This is a genomic window from Serratia sp. BNK-12 (assembly GCF_047456085.1).
Taxonomy (GTDB): Bacteria; Pseudomonadota; Gammaproteobacteria; order Enterobacterales; family Enterobacteriaceae; genus Serratia; species Serratia liquefaciens.
In genome coordinates, this window is record NZ_CP179896.1 from 3,168,849 (window position 1) to 3,190,197 (window position 21,349).

21 protein-coding genes are annotated in these 21,349 nt (G+C 55.0%); 7 read left to right on the top strand and 14 right to left on the bottom strand.

Going from position 1 to position 21,349, the window contains the following annotated elements:
- The first annotated feature begins 180 nt into the window (after positions 1-180).
- Both ACMGG1_RS14750 and sdeB read left to right on the top strand, forming a co-directional pair.
- Positions 181-1,368, top strand: coding sequence for an efflux RND transporter periplasmic adaptor subunit (locus tag ACMGG1_RS14750; RefSeq protein ID WP_414160817.1), 1,188 nt, complete (start codon positions 181-183; stop codon positions 1,366-1,368).
- Positions 1,369-1,390: 22 nt separating this feature from the next.
- On the top strand, positions 1,391-4,534 hold the full coding sequence (gene sdeB / locus ACMGG1_RS14755; RefSeq protein ID WP_116690743.1) for a multidrug efflux RND transporter permease subunit SdeB: 3,144 nt from the start codon (positions 1,391-1,393) through the stop codon (positions 4,532-4,534).
- Positions 4,535-4,763: 229 nt separating this feature from the next.
- Here the strand turns inward: sdeB and ACMGG1_RS14760 are convergent, their stop codons facing one another.
- From ACMGG1_RS14760 to hinT, 9 genes are all read right to left on the bottom strand, one after another.
- On the bottom strand, positions 4,764-5,249 hold the full coding sequence (locus tag ACMGG1_RS14760) for an RrF2 family transcriptional regulator (protein ID WP_020826363.1): 486 nt from the start codon (positions 5,247-5,249) through the stop codon (positions 4,764-4,766).
- A 292-nt stretch (positions 5,250-5,541) separates the two neighbouring features.
- Positions 5,542-6,078: a glycine zipper 2TM domain-containing protein gene (locus tag ACMGG1_RS14765; protein WP_169534192.1), complete on the bottom strand. Its 537-nt coding sequence runs from the start codon at positions 6,076-6,078 to the stop codon at positions 5,542-5,544.
- Between the two features lie 358 nt (positions 6,079-6,436).
- A complete protein-coding gene (locus tag ACMGG1_RS14770; RefSeq protein WP_020826361.1) occupies positions 6,437-7,741 on the bottom strand; it encodes an NAD(P)/FAD-dependent oxidoreductase in 1,305 nt (434 codons plus the stop codon).
- A 332-nt stretch (positions 7,742-8,073) separates the two neighbouring features.
- Positions 8,074-8,616: an alpha/beta hydrolase YcfP gene (ycfP, locus tag ACMGG1_RS14775; protein ID WP_020826360.1), complete on the bottom strand. Its 543-nt coding sequence runs from the start codon at positions 8,614-8,616 to the stop codon at positions 8,074-8,076.
- Between the two features lie 72 nt (positions 8,617-8,688).
- Complete coding sequence (gene nagZ, locus ACMGG1_RS14780; RefSeq protein WP_046373903.1) at positions 8,689-9,708, bottom strand: beta-N-acetylhexosaminidase; 1,020 nt, start codon at positions 9,706-9,708, stop codon at positions 8,689-8,691.
- A gap of 148 nt (positions 9,709-9,856) precedes the next feature.
- Complete coding sequence (thiK, locus tag ACMGG1_RS14785) at positions 9,857-10,732, bottom strand: thiamine kinase (RefSeq protein WP_414160818.1); 876 nt, start codon at positions 10,730-10,732, stop codon at positions 9,857-9,859.
- Positions 10,713-11,297 (bottom strand): penicillin-binding protein activator LpoB, encoded by a 585-nt coding sequence (gene lpoB, locus ACMGG1_RS14790; protein WP_020826357.1) that lies wholly within the window; start codon positions 11,295-11,297, stop codon positions 10,713-10,715. The genes thiK and lpoB overlap by 20 nt, the downstream gene beginning before the upstream one ends.
- 27 nt (positions 11,298-11,324) lie before the next feature.
- On the bottom strand, positions 11,325-11,714 hold the full coding sequence (locus ACMGG1_RS14795) for a YcfL family protein (RefSeq protein ID WP_020826356.1): 390 nt from the start codon (positions 11,712-11,714) through the stop codon (positions 11,325-11,327).
- A 12-nt stretch (positions 11,715-11,726) separates the two neighbouring features.
- Positions 11,727-12,077, bottom strand: a complete 351-nt coding sequence (gene hinT / locus ACMGG1_RS14800) for a purine nucleoside phosphoramidase (protein WP_020826355.1) — start codon at positions 12,075-12,077, stop codon at positions 11,727-11,729.
- Between the two features lie 242 nt (positions 12,078-12,319).
- On the opposite strand from hinT, the gene ACMGG1_RS14805 reads away from it, so the two are divergent.
- Positions 12,320-13,225 carry an ABC transporter substrate-binding protein gene (locus ACMGG1_RS14805; protein ID WP_020826354.1) on the top strand — a complete coding sequence of 302 codons (906 nt, stop codon included), beginning with the start codon at positions 12,320-12,322 and terminating at the stop codon, positions 13,223-13,225.
- Here the strand turns inward: ACMGG1_RS14805 and ACMGG1_RS14810 are convergent.
- Positions 13,222-13,599, bottom strand: a complete 378-nt coding sequence (locus ACMGG1_RS14810; protein WP_075207786.1) for a winged helix-turn-helix transcriptional regulator — start codon at positions 13,597-13,599, stop codon at positions 13,222-13,224. The genes ACMGG1_RS14805 and ACMGG1_RS14810 overlap by 4 nt on opposite strands.
- A gap of 99 nt (positions 13,600-13,698) precedes the next feature.
- Between ACMGG1_RS14810 and ACMGG1_RS14815 the strand changes: the two genes are divergently transcribed.
- Positions 13,699-14,445 carry an SDR family oxidoreductase gene (locus ACMGG1_RS14815; RefSeq protein WP_414160819.1) on the top strand — a complete coding sequence of 249 codons (747 nt, stop codon included), beginning with the start codon at positions 13,699-13,701 and terminating at the stop codon, positions 14,443-14,445.
- Positions 14,446-14,501: 56 nt separating this feature from the next.
- Here the strand turns inward: ACMGG1_RS14815 and ACMGG1_RS14820 are convergent, their stop codons facing one another.
- A complete protein-coding gene (locus ACMGG1_RS14820) occupies positions 14,502-15,020 on the bottom strand; it encodes a YybH family protein (protein WP_414160820.1) in 519 nt (172 codons plus the stop codon).
- Positions 15,021-15,175: 155 nt separating this feature from the next.
- Here ACMGG1_RS14820 and ACMGG1_RS14825 point away from each other — a divergent pair, with 155 nt between their 5' ends.
- Together ACMGG1_RS14825 and ACMGG1_RS14830 are read left to right on the top strand one after the other, a co-directional pair.
- A complete protein-coding gene (locus ACMGG1_RS14825) occupies positions 15,176-16,087 on the top strand; it encodes a LysR family transcriptional regulator (protein WP_414160821.1) in 912 nt (303 codons plus the stop codon).
- Positions 16,088-16,447: 360 nt separating this feature from the next.
- Positions 16,448-16,723 (top strand): hypothetical protein, encoded by a 276-nt coding sequence (locus ACMGG1_RS14830; protein WP_414160822.1) that lies wholly within the window; start codon positions 16,448-16,450, stop codon positions 16,721-16,723.
- A 49-nt stretch (positions 16,724-16,772) separates the two neighbouring features.
- On the opposite strand, the gene ACMGG1_RS14835 is transcribed toward ACMGG1_RS14830, so the two are convergent.
- Positions 16,773-18,077: an Nramp family divalent metal transporter gene (locus ACMGG1_RS14835; RefSeq protein ID WP_020826348.1), complete on the bottom strand. Its 1,305-nt coding sequence runs from the start codon at positions 18,075-18,077 to the stop codon at positions 16,773-16,775.
- 229 nt (positions 18,078-18,306) lie between these two features.
- Here ACMGG1_RS14835 and mntR point away from each other — a divergent pair, with 229 nt between their 5' ends.
- On the top strand, positions 18,307-18,777 hold the full coding sequence (mntR, locus tag ACMGG1_RS14840) for a manganese-binding transcriptional regulator MntR (RefSeq protein WP_020826347.1): 471 nt from the start codon (positions 18,307-18,309) through the stop codon (positions 18,775-18,777).
- Positions 18,778-18,924: 147 nt separating this feature from the next.
- Here the strand turns inward: mntR and ACMGG1_RS14845 are convergent, their stop codons facing one another.
- A complete protein-coding gene (locus ACMGG1_RS14845; protein ID WP_142815469.1) occupies positions 18,925-19,434 on the bottom strand; it encodes a hypothetical protein in 510 nt (169 codons plus the stop codon).
- Positions 19,435-19,633: 199 nt separating this feature from the next.
- Positions 19,634-21,067, bottom strand: coding sequence for a PTS glucose transporter subunit IIBC (gene ptsG, locus ACMGG1_RS14850; protein WP_020826345.1), 1,434 nt, complete (start codon positions 21,065-21,067; stop codon positions 19,634-19,636).
- Positions 21,068-21,349: the final 282 nt, after the last annotated feature.

Sequence of the window (21,349 nt, forward strand, 5' to 3'; positions counted from 1 at the left end):
TCCACCCAATTAATGTAACCGATATTGATACATTAATGTGACAACAATGTGTTTCAAAACCTAACCGTTGCGCCGATGACGGTGCAACCGCACTGCCGTCGGCCCCAGGCCAGAGTCGTTACCCGGATAACAGGGCCGGGTGTATGGCCTGATCGTGCTTACCCACTGGAAATAAAAAGAATGCCAAGCCAGCCAAACTCATTGTTCCCCTCTCCAGGCCGTCATAACGCCATCGGTTTCGGCGCACGCCTCTCGGCGATTGCGCTGCTGGTCACGTTGCTGGCCGGGTGTGATAACAGCGCCGCCAAGAATGCGGCCCCCCCGCCGCCTGCCGTCAGCGCCGCCGACGTGGTAATCAAACCCATCAGCCAATGGGATACCTTTAATGGCCGAATCGAAGCGGTGCAAAGCGTGCAGTTGCGTCCGCGAGTTTCCGGCTATATCGACAAGGTGAATTACACCGAAGGCGATGAAGTCAAGAAAGGTCAGGTGCTGTTTACCATAGACGATCGTACCTACCGCGCCGCGCGCGAACAGGCTCAGGCCGAACTGGTGCGGGCGCGCAACCAGGCCGCGCTGGCGCGCAGCGAATCCAGCCGTACCGAGAAGCTGATTGGCAGCCAGGCGATTTCGACCGAGGTATGGGAACAACGTCGCTCCTCCGCCGCACAGGCACAGAGCAACGTTTTAGCGGCCCAGGCCCAGCTCGACATGGCACAGCTAAATCTCGACTTTACCCGAGTGATCGCCCCGATCGACGGTCGCGCCAGCCGCGCCATGATCACTGCCGGTAATCTGGTCACCGCCGGCGACAGCGCCAGCGTGCTCACCACGCTGGTCTCGCTCGATAAGGTGTATGTCTATTTCGACGTCGATGAAGCCACCTTCCTGCGGTACCAAAACGATGGCCGACGCACGGCAAAACTGCCGGTGAAGGTCGGGCTGGTGGGCGAAGACGGCTATCCGCATCAGGGCGTGGTGGATTTCACCGATAACCAACTGAACGCCGGCACCGGCACCATTCGTATGCGCGCCCTGCTGGAAAACGCCGAGCGCCGCTTTACGCCAGGGCTGTTTGCACGGGTGCAGATGCCCGGCAGCGCCGTGTTCAACGCCATGCTGATTGACGACAAGTCGGTAATGACCGATCAGGACCGCAAGTTTGTTTATATCGTCGATAAAGACGGCAAGGCGCAGCGCCGAGACATCGAGGTCGGCCGCGTGGCTGACGGACTGCGCATTGTCCGCAAAGGCCTGTCTGCGGGCGATCGGGTGATCGTCGACGGTATGCAAAAAGTGTTTATGCCGGGCATGCCGGTTGCAGCAAAAACCGTGGCGATCAACGCCGATGCTTCCGCGCTTAACTAAGCCCCAGCAGGAATTCTGAGCCATGGACTTTTCCCGTTTTTTCATCGACCGACCGATTTTTGCCGCGGTGCTGTCGATCCTGATTTTTGTCGGCGGCGTGATTGCCATCCCGCTGTTGCCGATCAGCGAGTACCCTGACGTCGTGCCGCCCAGCGTGCAGGTGCGCGCAGAATACCCGGGCGCCAACCCGAAAGAGATTGCCGAAACGGTAGCAACGCCGCTGGAAGAAGCGATCAACGGCGTCGAAAATATGATGTACATGAAATCGGTAGCCGGTTCCGACGGTGTCCTGGTAACCACCGTCACCTTCCGCCCGGGAACCGATCCTGACCAGGCACAGGTGCAGGTACAAAACCGCGTGGCGCAGGCCGAAGCGCGCCTGCCGGAGGATGTGCGTCGCCAGGGGGTAACCACCCAGAAGCAATCGCCGGCCCTGACGCTGGTGGTGCATCTGGTCTCCCCTTCCGGCAAATACGATTCACTGTACCTGCGCAATTACGCCACCCTGAAGGTCAAGGATGAACTGGCCCGTCTGCCGGGGATCGGTCAGGTACAGATCTTCGGTGCGGGCGAATATGCGATGCGCATCTGGTTGGATCCGAACAAGGTCGCTTCACGCGGGCTGACGGCCTCTGACGTGGTTACCGCCATGCAGGAGCAAAACGTGCAGGTTTCCGCCGGCCAGTTGGGGGCGGAACCTATGCCGACCCGCAGCGATTACCTGCTGTCGATCAACGCGCAGGGCCGCCTGCAGACTGAGGAAGAGTTCGGTAATATCATTCTTAAAAGCGGCGACAACGGCGAGATCGTCCGCCTGCGTGACGTGGCGCGTATTGAAATGGGTTCCGGCAGCTATGCGTTGCGTGCCCAGCTCAATAATAAAGACGCGGTCGGGATTGGTATCTTCCAGGCACCGGGTGCCAATGCCATCGAACTGTCCAATGCGGTGCGGGCCAAAATGGCCGAGCTGTCGACCCGCTTTCCGGACGGCATGAGCTGGGAATCGCCGTACGACCCTACGGTGTTCGTGCGCGATTCTATCCGCTCGGTAATAGATACCCTGCTTGAAGCGGTGCTGCTGGTGGTTCTGGTGGTCATCCTGTTCCTGCAGACCTGGCGCGCGTCGATCATCCCGCTGCTGGCGGTTCCGATCTCCATTGTCGGCACCTTTGCTGCGCTCTATCTGTTGGGTTTCTCGCTCAATACGTTGAGTTTGTTCGGGCTGGTGCTGGCCATCGGTATCGTGGTCGACGATGCCATAGTGGTGGTGGAAAACGTCGAGCGTAATATTGAAGAAGGTCTGTCGCCGCTGGCGGCAGCGCATCAGGCAATGCGCGAAGTCTCCGGCCCGATTATTGCCATCGCCGTGGTGCTGTGCGCCGTGTTCGTCCCGATGGCGTTTCTTTCCGGCGTTACCGGCCAGTTTTATAAGCAGTTTGCCGTCACTATCGCCATTTCGACCGTGATTTCCGCCATCAACTCGCTGACCCTGTCACCGGCATTGGCAGCGCTGTTGCTCAAACCGCACGGTGCGCCGAAGGACATGCCGTCACGCCTGATTGATCGGTTATTCGGTTGGCTGTTCCGCCCGTTCAACCGCTTCTTTGCCAACAGTTCGCAACGTTATCAGCGTGGGGTTTCACGTGCGTTAGGCAAGCGTGGCGCGGTATTTGTGGTGTACGTGCTGTTGCTGTGTGCCGCCGGGGTGATGTTTAAAACCGTGCCGGGCGGATTTATCCCGACTCAAGACAAACTTTACCTGATTGGCGGGGTGAAAATGCCGGAAGGTTCGTCACTGGAGCGTACCGATGCGGTGATCCGCAAGATGAGCGCTATCGGCCTGAGCGTCGACGGCGTAACCGATGCAGTCTCCTTCCCCGGTTTGAATGCGTTGCAGTTCACCAATACGCCCAACACCGGCACCGTGTTCTTTGCGCTTGAATCGTTAAGCACCCGCACCCGCAGTGCGGCGCAGATTAACGCCGAAATTAACGCCAAGATTTCACAGATCCAGGAAGGCTTCGCCTTCTCGATCATGCCACCGCCCATTCTCGGCATCGGTCAGGGCTCCGGGTATTCACTGTATATTCAGGATCGTGCCGGTCTGGGGTATGGCGCGCTGCAGACTGCGATCAATACGATGTCGGGTGCCATCATGCAAACGCCGGGCATGGGCTTCCCTATTTCGTCTTATCAGGCCAACGTGCCGCAGTTGGACGCAAAAATTGACCGTGACAAGGCCAAGGCGCAAGGCGTACCGCTTAACGCATTGTTCAGCACGCTGCAGACTTACCTTGGTTCGTCATACATCAATGACTTCAACCGCTACGGCCGCACCTGGAAAGTGATGGCCCAAGCTGATGGTCAGTTCCGCGACAGCGTGGAGGATATCGCCAACCTGCGCACCCGTAACGATAAGGGTGAAATGGTGCCGATTGGCAGCATGGTCAGCATCAGCACCACCTACGGCCCGGACCCGGTGATCCGCTACAACGGTTTCCCGGCGGCGGACCTGATTGGCGATGCCGATCCACGGGTGTTGTCATCGTCACAGGCAATGAGTGAACTGACCAGCATGGCCAATAAGCTGTTACCGAACGGTATGAACATCCAATGGACCGACCTGAGCTACCAACAGTCAACCCAGGGCAATGCGGCGATTATTGTGTTCCCGGTGGCGGTACTGCTGGCCTTCCTGGCATTGGCGGCGCTGTACGAAAGCTGGACGCTGCCGCTGGCGGTGATCCTGATCGTGCCGATGACCATGCTGTCGGCGCTGTTCGGCGTCTGGCTGACCGGCGGCGACAACAACGTGTTCGTCCAGGTAGGGTTAGTGGTATTGATGGGGCTGGCCTGTAAAAACGCCATTTTGATTGTCGAGTTCGCCCGCGAACTTGAGCTACAGGGCAGAAGCATCATGGAAGCGGCGCTGGAAGCCTGCCGTCTGCGACTGCGGCCGATCGTGATGACCTCTATCGCCTTTATCGCCGGAACCATTCCCCTGATCCTGGGGCACGGTGCCGGGGCCGAAGTGCGCGGCGTCACCGGTATTACGGTGTTTGCCGGCATGCTGGGCGTCACGCTGTTCGGGTTGTTCCTGACCCCGGTGTTCTACGTGACCCTGCGTCGTATGGTCACACGTAAGGCACGTCAGCAAACGGCCTAATCTTCCGTTTGTATCAGCCATAAAAAAGCCCGGTTTAAACACCGGGCTTAGTCTGATGACAAACACCCGAAAAATGGGATTTTCGGATGTTTGAGGTAGTTCAGAAGACATAATTCTTTGTTTTTATTCGTCCCAAGAGCAGATTTTTTAACGGCAAAGGACTTTGTCAGCCATAAAAAAGCCCGGTTTAAACACCGGGCTTTTTCTTTGTTTTAGCGTTTAGCGTGATTTATTTTTCCGCTGTCTCTGCATCCTGACCGGCACGCGCCATATATTCCGCACAGGCACGCTTGTCGCCCCGCTCCAGCTCGGCCAACGCGTCGGCTACCGTATGGCGCGCCAGTACTTCCAGCGACGCTTCTTCCGCTTCGTTTACCACCGACTTGAAATACCAACAGGCATTGGCGCTGACCAGGCAGCGGGCCGGCACTTCCGGCCGGGCGGCCCAGATGCGCTTATCGTCAATCACGGACAGGTAAATATCTCGCAGGGTGATCTGCTCCACCGGGCGCCCCAGGTGAATCGAACCATTACGGCCGAGGGTAGAAACGATGATGCCATTTTTGGTCAAGGGCACCATCAGCTTGCGGATAAAACTGGGATTGGCTTCCAGACCGGCGGCAAGGACCGCGCTGGTCGAACGCACGCCCAGCTTTTCAGCCACGGCTACGCTAAGTACCATTTGCAACGCTGTCGGAAAGCGAAAATCTAACATGTTTTTATCTCTGTCTCCGGGAGACCCAATTCTCAGGTTTGGCCGGGGTGGCATCACGCCACAACACCCGCTCAATTGCACAATAATATAACAAACACTGTTGCACTATTGAAGTTATGCCCGGATAAATCGCACGGATACATTAGTGCGGGAAATAGCGTCAGTACTGGCCTGACGGCAAAACGGCGGGGAGTAAATAGACAGAAACCCGCGCCAATATTAATGCCGCTCGCTTAACTGAGTTAAACGATCAGAACTAACACTGTTCGCGGGTTTAATTCTTATCGGGCGATCAGGCTTTGTTCAGCACCAGCTGGCCGCTTTTATCCAGCGGGATCTGGGTGCCGGGATCGTGATCCATGCGGATCTTGCCCTGCTGATTGCCAATCTTGTAGGTCACGTCGTAACCCAGCATTTTCTGTGATTTGTCGTAGACCGTTTTACAACGCTGCTGCGTGCTGGTGGTGGTGTCGTTATTTTGCATCGCCCCCTGCACCTGGTTACCGGCATAGCCGCCGCCCAATGCGCCGACGACCGTCGCGACGTCACGTCCACGACCCCCACCGAACTGATGACCGATGACGCCACCGGCGACCGCACCCAGCACGGAGCCGGCAAGACGATTCTCGTCCTGTACTGGCGCACGGTGAGTGACGGTCACATTGCGACATTCCTGACGCGGGGTCTTGATGGTTTCTTTGATCGGCGTGGCAGCGAGTACCTGCGCGTATTGCGGACCGGAAGAGAAAACGTCAAGACTGGCAACCGCAGCAATACCCAGAGCGGCTGCAATACCAATACCCACACCGGCTAACATTGACTTGTTCACAGGAAATCCTCCTGAAAGTGTTACCACGCATTTGTACCGGGGACTTTACCGACATTGCACCGCGCTTATTATTTTGCGCATTGGCGGCACGTGGTATTCCGGTTTACGGCGTGCGCGACGCGCCGTCTGTAAACGAGAGAAAGTCTGCACAATGTTCCAGAACCTCGCAATAAGACAATGTGACCAAAAATGCCGGAAATCCCACTTACCCCCAGTGTTTAGGAGGATTCTTAAGACTTTTACCCATAACGACGGGACATTGTGCTGAATAATCAGCTGCTGCCTCCCCGTTCTTGCGGCTGTAGGCATAAAAAAACCCACGCGGGCGAACCGGCGTGGGTGGTCGATAACGGGGCGGTTAGTGCATTTTCAAACGCGGGCGGATCACCCGGTTAATGCCGCCAACCAGCATCATCAGGCCGGTTTTGATGTAGCCGTGCAAAGCGACCTGGTGCATACGGTACAGCGAGATGTAAACAAAGCGCGCAATGCGGCCTTCCACCATCATCGAGCCGCGCATCAGGTTGCCCATCAGGCTGCCCACGGTGCTGAAGCGGGACAGAGACACCAACGAACCGTGGTCTTTATACACGTACGGCTTCAGCGTCTGGCCGTTCATCAGCGCCAGAATGTTGGTAAAGCAGCGTGATGCCATCTGGTGCGCCGACTGGGCGCGCGGCGGCACAAAACCACCGCCCTCTTTCGGGCAGGAAGCGCAGTCGCCGATGGCGAAAATGTTCGGATCGCGCGTGGTTTGCAACGTTGGCTCTACCACCAGCTGGTTGATGCGGTTGGTTTCCAGCCCGCCGATGTCCTTCATAAAGTCCGGCGCCTTGATACCGGCCGCCCACACCATCAGATCGGCATCAATAAATTCGCCACCTTTGGTATTCAGGCCGTTGGCATCCGCGCTGGTGACCATAGTGTTGGTCAGCACGCGCACGCCCAATTTGTTCAGTTCCTGATGGGCAGCAGCCGAAATACGCGGCGGCAGCGCAGGCAGAATACGCTCGCCCGCTTCGACCAGCGTCACGTTCAACGCACTGTTGTCCAAGCCTTCAAAACCATAGCTGTGCAGCTGTTTCACCGCATTATGCAGCTCGGCGGACAGCTCAACGCCAGTGGCACCGCCCCCAACGATAGCGATATTCACCCGCTCTTTTTGCCCCGGCTGCGCCGAGAACTTGAGGAACAGGTTCAGCATCTCGTTGTGAAAACGTCGCGCCTGGTGCGGGTTATCCAGGAAGATACAGTGATCTTTTACGCCAGGAGTGCCAAAGTCGTTCGAGGTACTGCCCAGCGCCATCACCAGAATGTCGTAAGACAACTCGCGCTCAGGCACCAATTCGCCACCCTGCTCGTCGCAGATTTGCGCCAGGTGCAGCGTTTTGGTTTCACGATTGATGTTGGTCAGCGAACCCAGTTGGAAGCTGAAAGAGTGATTGCGCGCATGCGCCAGGTAGCTCAGCGCGTCAACGCCATCATCAAGGGAACCGGTTGCGACTTCATGCAGCAAAGGTTTCCACAGATGGCTGTGGTTACGGTCCACCAGCGTGATTTCAGCTTTATGCTTACGACCGAGTTTATGGCCCAGGCTGGTCGCCAGTTCCAGACCACCGGCGCCACCACCCACGATGACGATTTTTTTCTTTGGCGTTGTCAAAATAACCCCCTAAATGTGAACCAATTGTTGCCCAAGGGTAAAGAAATAATATCCTTAGAATACATAGGGTTCGCGTAAATTAAACCTGCTATCTAAAGCCAGAATAGCATGGGGGGTTATTTGGTAATACCAAAATTGATGTACATCAAACTTTTTTGGTTAAAGGCTGGACGAAGGGAAATTTTGAGGATTGTGATTCAAATAGTTAGCGCTGGGTCACAGTTTCAAATTTTACCGTCCAACGGGCCAAACGGTGCTTTTTGACCGCAAAATACCGCAATGTCTGCCTGTAAAAAGCAAGCATTGCGGCGACATCGCGCGTTATAAAACTGTTAAAGCAGGGTCTTGAACGCCTTGATACGTTGCAGGTGAGGCGAGATATTTTTGAACTTGTGCGTCTGCTGTTCATCCCAGACGATTTCATAGTATTTGTGCAGCAGTTCCGCACTGCGCTGGCTGTCCAACACCTCGTCGTGGCGGGAAAGCACCGCCAGGCAGCGATCGCGATTTTTCTCGCGGAAGTCTTCGACACACTTGGTGGCGATGTCACGGTACTCTTCCGGCCGGTCGATTTTGCCCTGCATATGCTCTTCAGGATACAGATTGGGGTTGAAGATCACCTGTCGGATGCCGCACAGAAAGCCGATACGTTCGGCCCAAAAGCCCCCCAAACCCACCCCACAGATCAGCGGATGTTTATCCCCTTCCTGCTGAACCGCCTTGTCCACCTCTTTCAACAAATGCTGCATGTCATGGCGTGGATGCAAGGTGCTGTAGCTGATAAAGCGCACGTCCGGATCGATAAACTGGAGCTGTAACACCTTTTCATGATTGCCGGGACTGGTTGAATCGAAGCCATGTAGATAGATAATCATGTGGATCCTCGCAACAAGCTGAGGGCCGCGCCGCAGCCCTCATCGTTTACGCCGTATTACGACGCCCTGGGTTCACCCCGCATTACGCTGTTTGTGCTCCTCCCAGCGTTCGCTGAGCGCATTCAGTTCCTTATGCGCCTGCTGCCAGCGCGCAGAATCACGCAGCGCCTGACGGGTGAACTGACCGCGATGATATAACTGCTTCACCCTGTCTGCTTTGACCGGGGACAGGTTATCCAGCACGCTGACCGCCCCTGCGCGGTTATTGCACACCAGGATCATGTCACAGCCGGCATCCAGCGCCGCCTGGCCACGTTCGGCATAACTGCCCATGATCGCCGCCCCTTCCATTGACAGGTCGTCCGAGAAAATGACGCCGTCAAAGCCCAACTCCTGACGCAGGATCTGCTTTAACCAATAAGGGGAGCCGCTGGCCGGACGCGGGTCTGCTTCAGTATAGATGACGTGCGCCGGCATTACGGCGTCCAGCAGTTGACGGTTAATCAATTCGCGGAAGATCGCCATATCATGTTCGCGGATCTGCGCCAGTGGACGTGGATCGCGCGGCGTTTCTTTGTGCGAATCAGCGCTGACGGCACCGTGCCCCGGGAAATGCTTGCCGGTGGTTTTCATACCGGCGCTGTGCATGCCCAAAATGAACTGCTCAGCCATCACCAACGCCTGCGTTGGATCGCTGTGGAACGAGCGTTCACCAATCGCGGCGCTGACATGGCCAATATCCAGCACCGGCGCGAAGCTGATGTCGATATCCTGCGCGATCATTTCCGCTGCCATCAGCCAACCGGCCTCCTGCGCCAGACGCTTGCCCTCATGGGCAGAATTCAGGGCGGCAAATGACTGTGCCGCCGGCAGGCGGGTAAAACCTTCGCGGAAACGCTGAACGCGGCCGCCTTCCTGATCCACCGCCACCACCAGCCGATCGTGGGAAGCCTCGCGGATCTGCCGCACCAGCTCACGCAGCTGCTGTGCATCGTGGAAATTGCGGGTGAAGAGGATCAGGCCACCCACCAGCGGGTGTTTTAAGATCTCACGTTCTTCTGCGTCCAGCTCATAGCTGGCGACATCTAACATTACTGGGCCCACGGCCACCTCACTTCATTATTCATTTATACCTGTCTACTTGAATCTGCCTCTTTGTTGGCTGCGCCTGCACGCCCCAGTCACATAGTTATCTATGCTCCTGGGGACTTACAGACTGGCCGCCTCAATGCAACTCCAATTATTTTAGGTATAGAACATGGGATGTTAAACAAAAACGCCGGTGCAACACTGCGCCCCAGCGCAAAAATTCAGGATCGCCGGTCTGTTGCCAGCGCACTTCAAACCAGAGCAGCATCAGGTAATCCACCCACGGGAGCCAGCGCTGAACCTGCCTGCGCAGCAAGGGCAAATCAAGGTAACCGATGCGAGCATAATGCTGCAAAAATTGCTGTCGGCGCGCGGGTGACCAGGCGTTACTGCAAAACAGCGCGGCGATGTCTAACGCAATATCGCCGTCTGCCGCATACTCCCAGTCAATCAGCCGCAGATTTTCGCCCTGAACGATCAGATTACCCGGATGAACATCCATATGCAGCGGCGCCAGTTTCAACGGCGTTGGTGTGCGGCGGTGCTGAAAGTGTTGATGCAACCGCAGCCAGGCCGGCGTCAAACGCCGACCATCCAATTGCTGCCAATAACGGGCAAATTGCCAAGGCAGGTTCAACGGGTAGCCGCTGGGAGGTTGCCGATGCAAACCGGCCAGCAACGCCGCCAAATCGCCCTGCTCATTGAAGCGAGAAAAACCCGCACCTGTGACAACGTCACCATCAAGCCACTGCAGGATAATCCACTGATTATTTTGCACTAAAACCTGTGGCCCAATGTCCTTCCCACGGCGATGCAGCACCCGCGCCTCGCGCCGACGGCTGACGCCCAGCGCACTTTTCTCTGGGCTTTGCTGACGCGCCAACAGTTGCACGCCTTCGCCTTCAATACGCCAACTTTCGCCGGTCAGGCCCTGCACCGGGCTGAAACGACAACCGGCGGTTTTCACCGCCGGCAGTTCGTTCTCAATCAGTGCTCGCAACGTGGCTTCAGTGTTTAACGGTGCCATTGCCTGACCAGACGATTTCACCAGTTTGCACCAGCATCAGTTGCATATCCAACGTTGGGGACTTCACGTCGCCACTGACGTCGCTGTACAACACGTACTGTGCACTGACGATCCGCGCCAGACCAATGGCTTTGCTGCGTGAACCCAGGCTGTCATCCGCCGACAGGCCCAGCGTCTGTTTGGCGCTGACCAACTGCGCTTCCGGCACGATGGAGAAGGTTTGATTGGATGCCAACGCCTTGTGCAGTGCCGAGGTCGCTTTCGCCGTCTGCAATGCGCCGTTGGTGTTGTTCTTCACGCTGTCGAGCAACAGCACGCTGCCTGGATTGACGCCATCGGCTTTCAGCATCTGGTTCACCAGCGGCTGTACGCTGCCAAGCCAATCGAGCTGCTGAATTTTCGGCGGTTGCGGTACCGGCTCGCTAACCGGCGGTTGTGGCTGCTCGATCGGCGGCGTTACCGGCTCAACCGTCACCGGCGGCTGCGGTTGCTCCGGTTCCGGCGGACGCGATAAACAGCCGGTTAACGTCAACGCGGCCAGCGCCACAAATAGATACTTTTTCATTAATCCCTCTCCCACTGAACCAAGAGTTTACAAGAATAGATACAGACGCACGCGTTTGGCATCGAGGTTGCCGTTAAGCGAGTAAATAGTGGCGTCTGAATTTGGCGCAATAGTGATGGTGCGCGGCGCCTCAAAAGGCCGGATATCCAGCCCCTGATCGTCATACCAGTAAAAACGATAGTGTACCGTTACCGGTGTGGATTGGCTGTTACTGAGTTCCGAGGTAGCCATCACGCGCCCGGAAGCGTCCGAAATCGACGGATTGTCGGCCAGAATGCCCGCGGTCAGCACCGGCGAATCCATCACTACCGTCTGTCGGTCGTTGACCGCGATGCCTTTCGGGCTGCTGCAGCCCATTAAAATAACGGCGGGTAACGCCAGCGCCATCAGACAACGCAGGGATTTGCTATAGCGCATGATTGACCTCGGTTAGCGTGACAGCAGCGGCCCCAATGAACGGCCACCGACCAGATGCATATGAATATGATAGACCTCTTGGCCGGCATGGCGATTGCAATTGACTATCAGACGGTAGCCATCTTCGGCAATGCCTTCCTGCTCGGCAATTTTTGCCGCGGCGGTGATCATGCGACCGAGAGCCGCTTCGTGCTCGACAGTCACGTCGTTAATCGTAGGGATCAGCACATTCGGGACGATCAAAATATGGGTCGGAGCCTGAGGTGAAATGTCGCGAAAAGCGGTGACCAGTTCATCCTGGTAGACCACATCAGCAGGGATTTCGCGGCGGATAATTTTACTGAAAATCGTTTCTTCGGCCATCTGGCGTTCCTTGTAGAGGGAAAAAAGCTGTACGCAGTATGAGTGACAAATTCTACTGCTTTCAACCTGATTGCGCACTTTCCGCGTTGAGTGATGCAGAATCAGGCAACCAGCCAGAATAATTACGCCGTTCCGGGCTGCGCATATCCGATTTTTTCACTTTGGTTATTCACTATTGTTGCTTTACTTGGCCGCGGCCGCCGCCAATAGTAACCCTATGATTAGCAACGGATAGAAATAACATGCAATTCAAAACACTGGCGCTGGGGGCGCTGTTGCTGTGCGGCCATGCCGTGGCTGAACCCCAAAGCATTATCGATCTGCAAGCCAACCAACAACATGTGCGAGCGGCGAAGAACCCGGCTGCCATCGCCTTGATCCCAGCCAATTACCCTTTTGCCGTGCCGGGCAAGTTAACCGTCGCAGTGGCGTCTGAAAATTCCCCGCCGCTGGCGCTGTTTGCCGAAGACAATAAAACGCTGATTGGCAGCGACCCGGATATTGCACAACTGGTGGCAGACAGCTTGGGGCTGGAATTAAATCTGGTGCCCACTTCCTGGGAGGATTGGCCACTCGGGATCAGTTCCGGCAAGTATGACGCCGCAATTTTCAATATTGCCGTGACCAAACTGCGCAAAACCAAGTTTGATTTCGCTACCTATCGGGTGGATACGCTGGGCTTTTACGTAAAATCCACCAGTAAAATCAATTCAATCAATCAACCCGCAGACGTTGCCGGGCTGCGAATCATTGTCGGTTCCGGCACCAATCAGGAAAACATCCTGCTCGGCTGGGACAAGCAGAACCGCGCCAACGGCCTGCCGCCGGTGCAACCGATTTATGTCACCGACGACGCTGCCGCCAACCTGAGCATTCAGTCCGGGCGCGTCGACGCCTACTTCGGTCCCCATTCCACCGGAGCCTACAAGGCGGCGCTGACCGGCAAAACCAAAATGGTTGGCATCGGCCCTAACGTGGCCTATGTGGCGGTCACCACTAAAAAAGACAATGGCCTGGTGGCGGCCATCAACGCCGCCATCAATGGGGTGATCGTCAGCGGCGAATACGCCCAGGTGCTGGATCGCTGGGGTGAGCACGATGAAAAGGTCCCGCGCTCAGCCATCAATCCGCCGGGTATCGGCGACTAATCCTCAATTAACTGGGGTGCGTGTGTCCGCATCCAGTTAGCCAAAGAGTCGAGCGTCGGGCGCAGCGTTTTGCCCAGCGACGTAATTTGATATTCAACACGCGGCGGGACCTCCGGAAACACCTGCCGCGTGACCAGACCGCGCTGCTCAAACTGTCGCAGTTGGCGCGTCAACTCTTTCTGAGCAATCGGCGCTACCGCACGTTGCAGTTCACTGAAACGCACCGGGCTGTCGATCAAGATCAATCGGTAAAGGATGGGAATCGCCCACTTCCCTGCAACCAGATTCACGAAGTCCACCATCGGACAAGGTTCGCCCGCTGTCGGCAACCCGGCTAAATTTTTTTCCGTAGCAGAAAGCCCAGCTTTGCTCATTTCATCCCTCTTCGCCCGTTAGTATCCAAAAGGTGCCTACTATGCAAAGGATACTATAGCGCAAATAATGGCCGTATCGACAATAAACAGGAGTGGGCTATGTCACGACTACAAGGCAAATACGCGCTGATCACCGGCGGCACCAGCGGCATTGGTTTGGAAACGGCGCGTCAGTTTATCGCCGAGGGGGCCACCGTGGCGATCACCGGCCGCAGCCAAAGCGGCCTCGCGGCAGCGGGAAAAGAACTGGGTAACGTGTTGCTGTTACGCAGCGACGCCGGAGATATCGCTGAACAACGCACATTGGCGCAGCAGTTGGCCAACCACTGGCCGCGCCTCGACGTGCTGTATATCAACGCCGGTGACGTCACGCACCATCCTTTGCAGGAGTGGGATGAACAAAGTTATCAGCGACTGATGGACATCAACCTGAAGGGGCCGTTCTTCCTGATACAGGCGCTACTGCCACAGCTGGCTAATCCGGCATCGATTATTTTGTGCGGCTCGGTCAGTGCACATATCGGGCTGCCGTTAAGCAACGTTTACGCCGCCAGCAAGGCCGGGCTGTTGTCGCTGGCCCGAACGCTTTCCGGCGAACTGCATCCGCGCGGCATCCGGGTTAACGGCCTCAGCCCCGGCCCGACAGAAACCCCGGCGCTGGGCAAGCTGGGTTTAAATGATGCCGATGAACAGGCCCTGCGCGACGAGATCCGCGCTCTGGTGCCTATCGGCCGCATGGGTACGGCATGGGAGCTGGCAAAGGCGGCAGTCTTCCTGGCATCGGATGAGTCCGCCTTTATGGTGGGCAGTGAGTTGCTGATCGACGGTGGCGTAGGGAATCTTTAGTCGTGTTGATAATCTGAAAATAAAGACCGCTCACGCGGTCTTTATTTAATAATTACTCAGCCCACTCCCTGAATAGGGTTGGTATTAAATGTATAAACTACAAATTTCCAATGCACCTGCTGTTTTTCTAAAATAAAGACTTCCCGATTCAAATCAATTAGCGTTGCGCCATCGCTAATTCGACTAACCGTCGCCCCACGGTGATGATGAGTACGCACATAAGCCATATTGCCATTAACCCGAACGCTGTCATAGGCGAATTCTGTTTCAAACTTCTCTTTCTTAAATAATTCGTCATATTGTTGGCGGCGTTTTTCGCTAGTGTCCGCGGTTGGCTTTTCATTCCATTGTGAGTAACTCTCACTCGCGAACAACGATAAAATAGTGTTGGTATCACCCGCATTAAGCGCAGTCTGGTAGCGATTTATCGTATCGTAAACGGCTTTTTGTTCCGCCGCTATACCAGCATCAGCGGAAACCTTATAACTTTGATGCGCCAGATTATTTTCAGCCGCGTAGGCTTGAGTGAGCAAACCTGGCCCCACCAGCAATAAAGCAGCGATTATTTTTTTCATTGAATATCCTTAACACATTATATTTAACCATGCGGTAAATTACGTCATCATTAAACGACTGATGATGAAAATAATTTAATCAACTTCGCCCCTGATTGACAGTGGGCAAATTTAAAAATATTCTTTTAAAAATTTAAATAATGGACGTAGCCAAAATGAATGAATTGCACGCCCTGCGCGTTTTCTGTCAGGTAGTGGAAATGGAAGGGTTCAGCCAGGCTGCAACTAAACTGGGTTTATCACCCGCCAGCATCACTTACAGCATTAACCAGCTCGAGAAGCAGTTTCAACAGCCGCTTTTTAAACGCTCAACCCGCCGTTTTTCGCTGACTGCAGCCGGTGAGCGCTGCTATCGTTCGGCGCAAGAGATATTGCAGCAGTTTGATCGACTGAAGAACGATATGTCGGATGAATTTGAACAACCCCGCGGCCCCTTGCGCGTTGAGATTGCCTCGATGCTCAGCAGTATGCATATCGCCCCTGTACTGCCGTCATTTCTGGCACAGTATCCGGAAATACAGCTCAGCGTGTCGGTAAGCGATCGGCTGGTCAATCCGGTAGAGGATCGTGCAGACGTGTTTATTCGAATCGGCGCCAACGATGTCCCGGATATGGTCAGCCGCAAACTATTCCAACCGCACTACCTGTGTTGCGGTTCAAGTGTCTATTTTGACCGTTATGGCCGGCCGGAACACCCACAACAGTTGCAACAACATGTGCGGCTTGGTTTTATCCGCTCAGGTGAAACAATGGCAGATCCGTGGCAATTTATTCGTAACGAGCAAGTCTATCAACTGCCCCCCAGCCCACTGCTGAGTTTTAATCATTCGCAGTCTTTATGCGAAGTGGCCAAAAACCATCTCGGACTGGTCTATTTGCTGGATTGCACGTTAGAAAGTTACCTGCTGGCGGGGACACTGGAGCCGGTCTTACAGGAATGGGCTCTCATTGGCGCCCCCGTCAATATCCTTTACCCACGGTTGCGCGACCGCAGCCATAAAATACGCGTATTCGTCGACTTTATCAGCACGCTTTTTTCCGGGAAGCAAGAAAAGGGATCGGCGTAATCTGAGGTAAAAAACTCAATGAGATGAGGCGGATAACTACGCCAACCCTGCCTTTTCTACCTTAAATGAAAGGTTAGGCCATAAAACCGCTTGCAGGATCTTGAACATTATAAACATGCGAATTATTTCTCATGAAACAGTTTTACATGTCCGCTTAGAAATGAATGATTCCGTTTACATCAACGCCACCGCAGCCGCTGGAAGCCAGGCCTAGACTGTATGAACAGGGCGTATTGCGGATCCCAAACCGCCAGCCGTTAGTAGACTGACTTAAGGCTATCCCTCCCCCTCAATTGTTTATCACTGATAACGCTATGGTCAAGCCACCGTATGCCATACGCATTAAAGGACATTGAGATCATGAAAATGAAAGTCGTTACTCATGCCACACTGGTCATCCTGCCTCTGTTGTTAAGCGGGCTCGCGCGGGCCAACGATCAAACCATTCCCTGGGCGGAAAATACCGGCGGTGTGGAGTCTAATCATATTGCTGCCGTTGGCCAAAACCTGAATGCCGCTCACCAACGGGTCACCAAGACTCAGGAAGGCGTATGGGCGGCAAATACCGGCAGCATCTCCGACGATGAGAAGGCTCTGACCCAGGGACAAAACCCAACGCCAAAAACGACGCCTTAACGGGAGCTCGCCGTTGCCAGGCCGTGACACTGGGTTGCACGGCTTGGTATCAGCCCAGACCGGGAATGGCGACACCGAAGGTTTGCAGCAGCAGCACCATGTTGAGCAGAATAATAATCACCGTACCGATGATCGATACCAGGCTGGTCAGGCGGCTATTCACGAACTCGCCCATGATGTCGCGGCGACGCGTGAACATCACCAGGGCAATCATCGGCGCCGGCAGCGCCAGGCTCAATACGACCTGGCTGTAAACCAGCGCGTCGGTGGCATTAACCCCCAGAGCTACCACGATGAACGCCGGCACCATGGTGACCATGCGGCGTACCCATACCGGGATACGGAAACCGACAAAGCCCTGCATGATCATCTGGCCTGCCATCGTCCCCACTACCGAGCTGGAAATGCCGGAAGCAATCAGCGACATCAGGAAGATACCCGCCGCCGCAGCGCCAAACAGCGGCGTCAGCGTATGGTAGGCGGTGCCAATCTCCGCCACGTCGCTGTTACCGGCATGGAACGCGCTGGAGGCCATAATCACCATGGCAATATTCACCAGCCCGGCGACAGATAAGGCAATCACCACCTCAATATTGGAAAAGCGCAGCAGTTTACGCCTTTCACCACTGTCACTGGCCGGCGCACGGTGCTGAGTCAGCCCTGAGTGCAGGAAGATGGCGTGCGGCATCACCGTAGCACCGATAATCCCCACCGCGATGGTCAACGCCTGTGCATCCGGCAACTGCGGCGTAACCATACCCATGCCCGCCGCAGCCCAGTCCACCGGTACAATGAACATCTCGACCAGGTAACACAGGGCAATAATCGCGACCAAGCCGCCGATCATCAGCTCTACCGGGCGGAACCCCTTTTTCTCCACCATCAGCAAAGCGTAGGTAATGACCGCGGTCACCCCCATTCCCGGCAACAGCGGCATATGGAACAGCAAGGCAAGCGCTATAGCCCCGCCGAGGAACTCCGCCAGATCGGTTGCCATCGCCGCCACTTCACTGAGCAGCCACATGCCGATCACCACCGGGCGCGAAAATTGATCGCGGCACATCTCTGCCAGATTGCGTTGAGTGACGATACCCAACTTGGCCGACAGCGCCTGGAACAGCATGGCGATCAGGTTGGCCATCACCACCACCCATAGCAGGCTATAGCCGTATTTCGAGCCGGCCTGAATATTGGTGGCGAAGTTACCGGGGTCCATATAAGCAATGGAGGCAATCACCGCAGGCCCGGCGAACAGCAGCGGCGTGAATGCGCCACGCTTGCGCCCGGCAAGCGCGTTACCTATTGCCGTATTGGTTCGTTCGGTTAACGATGTGGTGGTTGCCGCATCACGCATGGTTTACCCTCAATCTTTTTCTGGTTATTTTTCACCCAACACTCTCAGCAATGTAGCATCGGCTACACTTTATGCAAAATGGAAGATACTCTACCTTTGTGTACAAATATTTCTAATTTCCACCCAATGCGTCTGGCGAATTGATAATGCGTCGCCTTTGGACTAACGTATGGCGGAACTGCATTAATCTGCAACTCACTGGATTTACGTTTAAAGGACGTCTCAGAATATGGCAACAAGCGCACCAGATGACGCCGACCGCCCCGTCGTGGCCGAAATGCCAGACGAGGCTGAACATGCCCTGCGCTTCACCCGCGCTCGAGAGGCGCAGTCCAATGCGCTGATTGAAGATTATGTCGAGCTGATAGCCGACCTGCTGGTCACCACCCGCGAAGCAAGAACCACCGATATCGCCAAACGTTTCGGTGTGTCGCACCCGACCGCGATCAAGAACATTGCCCGGCTGAAGAGTGCAGGTCTGGTGGAGTCACGGCCTTATCGAGGGGTTTTCCTGACGGAGGAAGGTGAACAACTGGCGCAGAAGGTACGCCGTCGTCATCGGATAGTGGTCGACCTGCTGGTGTGTCTCGGGGTACCGAACGAAACGGCGGAGTTGGACAGCGAAGGGATCGAGCACCACATTTCCAGCGACACCCTGGCGGTGTTTGAACAGTTCCTGCAAAAACACGCGGAAAAATAGCGCCTCCCGGTTGTTGCTGCCTCTTCAGGCTTAAAGAACCCTGGCTGCGCCGGCGGCTTGAGATACAATAGGTCTTTCACCCAGTGAGAAAACGCTGGGTGAAATGCAGAGGCTGGAATACTCAACTTCTACATTTGACCAGCAGTGCTAAGGGGAAGTCATTGCATACATGACTACCGAACCAAGGGCATTGTTTCTCTTCTCTACAAAGATCTCGTTATCGAACGCATAGTTACCCGCTGGATGACATATTCTTATGTTCGTCCCCAGGTCCGGATCGTCAACATCGGCGCCAGAACAACTTTTCCTGCTGCCTTCAGCATAAGAGTAAGCCGCCGTGTAGGTCACGACCGGCCCTGGCAGCAGGTAGGTCATGGTGATTAATGCCATAGCAAAGACAAAGAACAAAACAATGCAGGCCCCGCCATAAAACTTGAGATAATCAATGTGCTTATTGCTTTTTACGGCGCCACGGCCAATAACGTAAATTGAAATAAACAAAGCCAGTATCATCGCTGCAACGATCATATAGCGCGTTGTCGAGACACTGAGAAAAGTAATGCGGTAAACCTCTCTATGCCACCACATCACTCCATACACCAACCCTAAAAAAGCGATGGTCGCAGAAAAGAGAAAAGGATAAGAATACTTTTTCACGCTCCAAAATCCTTCTGGCAGATCACCTACTCATTGAAGTAAAACCATTATCTTTGTTGGCACTGCCACATGCAATCATGCCGACGGGTTGCACCACGTTAGTAGAAAGTGGCCTTCAGAGATTTATTTAAAAGCCGACAAAAAACCAACAAAAAAGGGAGGCTTTCGCCTCCCTTAAAACTCCCCTGCCTGACCTGAATTAATGGTTACGGATGTACTCGTCCATATCCGTTTTCAGGTTGTCAGATTTGGTGCCAAAGATAGCCTGAACACCCGAGCCTGCGACGACAACGCCAGCAGCACCCAGTTTTTTCAAGCCAGCCTGGTCAACCTTGCTCACGTCCGCCACGCTAACGCGCAGTCGAGTGATACAGGCATCCAGGTTGGTGATGTTCTCTTTACCACCGAAAGCCTGAACCAGTGCTGCAGACATTTCAGAACCGCCCTGGGCAACCTGCTCAGAAGCCGTGTCTTCGCGACCTGGTGTTTTCAGATCCAGTTTGGCAATCAGCACGCGGAAGATGGTGTAGTACACCAGACCGTAGATGATACCGACCACTGGGAACAGCCAGATTTTGCTGCTGTTACCGCTCAGTACGATAAAGTCGATCAGACCGTGCGAGAAGCTGGTGCCGTCACGCATCCCCAACAGGATACAGATCGGGAACGCCAGGCCAGCCAGAATGGCGTGGATTGCGTACAGGATCGGCGCAACGAACATGAAGGAGAACTCGATCGGTTCGGTGATACCGGTCAGGAACGAGGTCAGCGCAGCGGAGATCATGATACCGCCGACTTTTGCGCGGTTTTCCGGCTTGGCCGAGTGCCAGATGGCAATCGCAGCAGCAGGCAGACCGTACATTTTGAACAGGAAGCCACCGGACAGTTTACCCGCAGTCGGGTCACCTGCCATATAACGTGGGATGTCGCCGTGAAATACCTGGCCCGCCGCGTTGGTGTATTCACCAATCTGCATCTGGAAAGGTACGTTCCAGATGTGGTGCAGACCAAACGGCACCAGCGCACGTTCAACCACGCCGTAGATACCAAATGCCACTACCGGGTTCTGATACGCAGCCCACTGTGAGAAGGTCTGGATAGCCGTACCGATAGGAGGCCAGATGAAGGACAGCACTACGCCCAGAACGATTGCCGCCAGGCCGGAGATAATCGGCACAAAGCGCTTACCGGCAAAGAAGCCCAGGTATTCCGGCAATTGAATGCGGAAGAAGCGGTTAAACATATAGGCCGCGATGGAGCCGGAGATAATCCCCCCGAGCACACCGGTATCCGCCAGGTGTTTGGCCGCGATCTCTTCAGCTGGCAGGTGCAGCACCAAAGGCGCTACTACTGCCATGGTTTTCACCATGATGCCGTAAGCCACTACTGCGGCTAACGCGGAGACACCGTCGTTATTGGTGAAGCCCAGGGCAACACCGATGGCGAAGATCAGCGGCATGTTGGCGAAAACGGAACCGCCGGCTTCCGCCATCACGTGGGAGACTACCGCAGGTAGCCAGCTAAAGTTGGCGGAACCGACGCCCAGCAGGATACCTGCGATAGGCAATACGGACACCGGCAGCATTAGCGACTTACCTACTTTTTGCAGGTTTGCAAATGCGTTCTTGAACATAGTTGAGTGTGCTCCTGAGTAATAGTGCTTTGCTACTTTCCGCGATTCTTCGCGTTGCAAGGGGGGAGAAAAAACCCCTGCAATTCAGGGTGTCTGAGCACCCCTTGAATTTTTACGCAGAGTAAAATAAATAGGCTGCGCAATGTTTGATGGCAGTCACGTTTCAATGAACAAAACCGGGTATTTTTCTTAAATCGCCTATTTTTTGTCAAAAAAGAGGAAAAAATGCCCGCGCCTCGCCCTAAAACGGGTGGGAACATTACCCGTTTCGGCGATTAATTA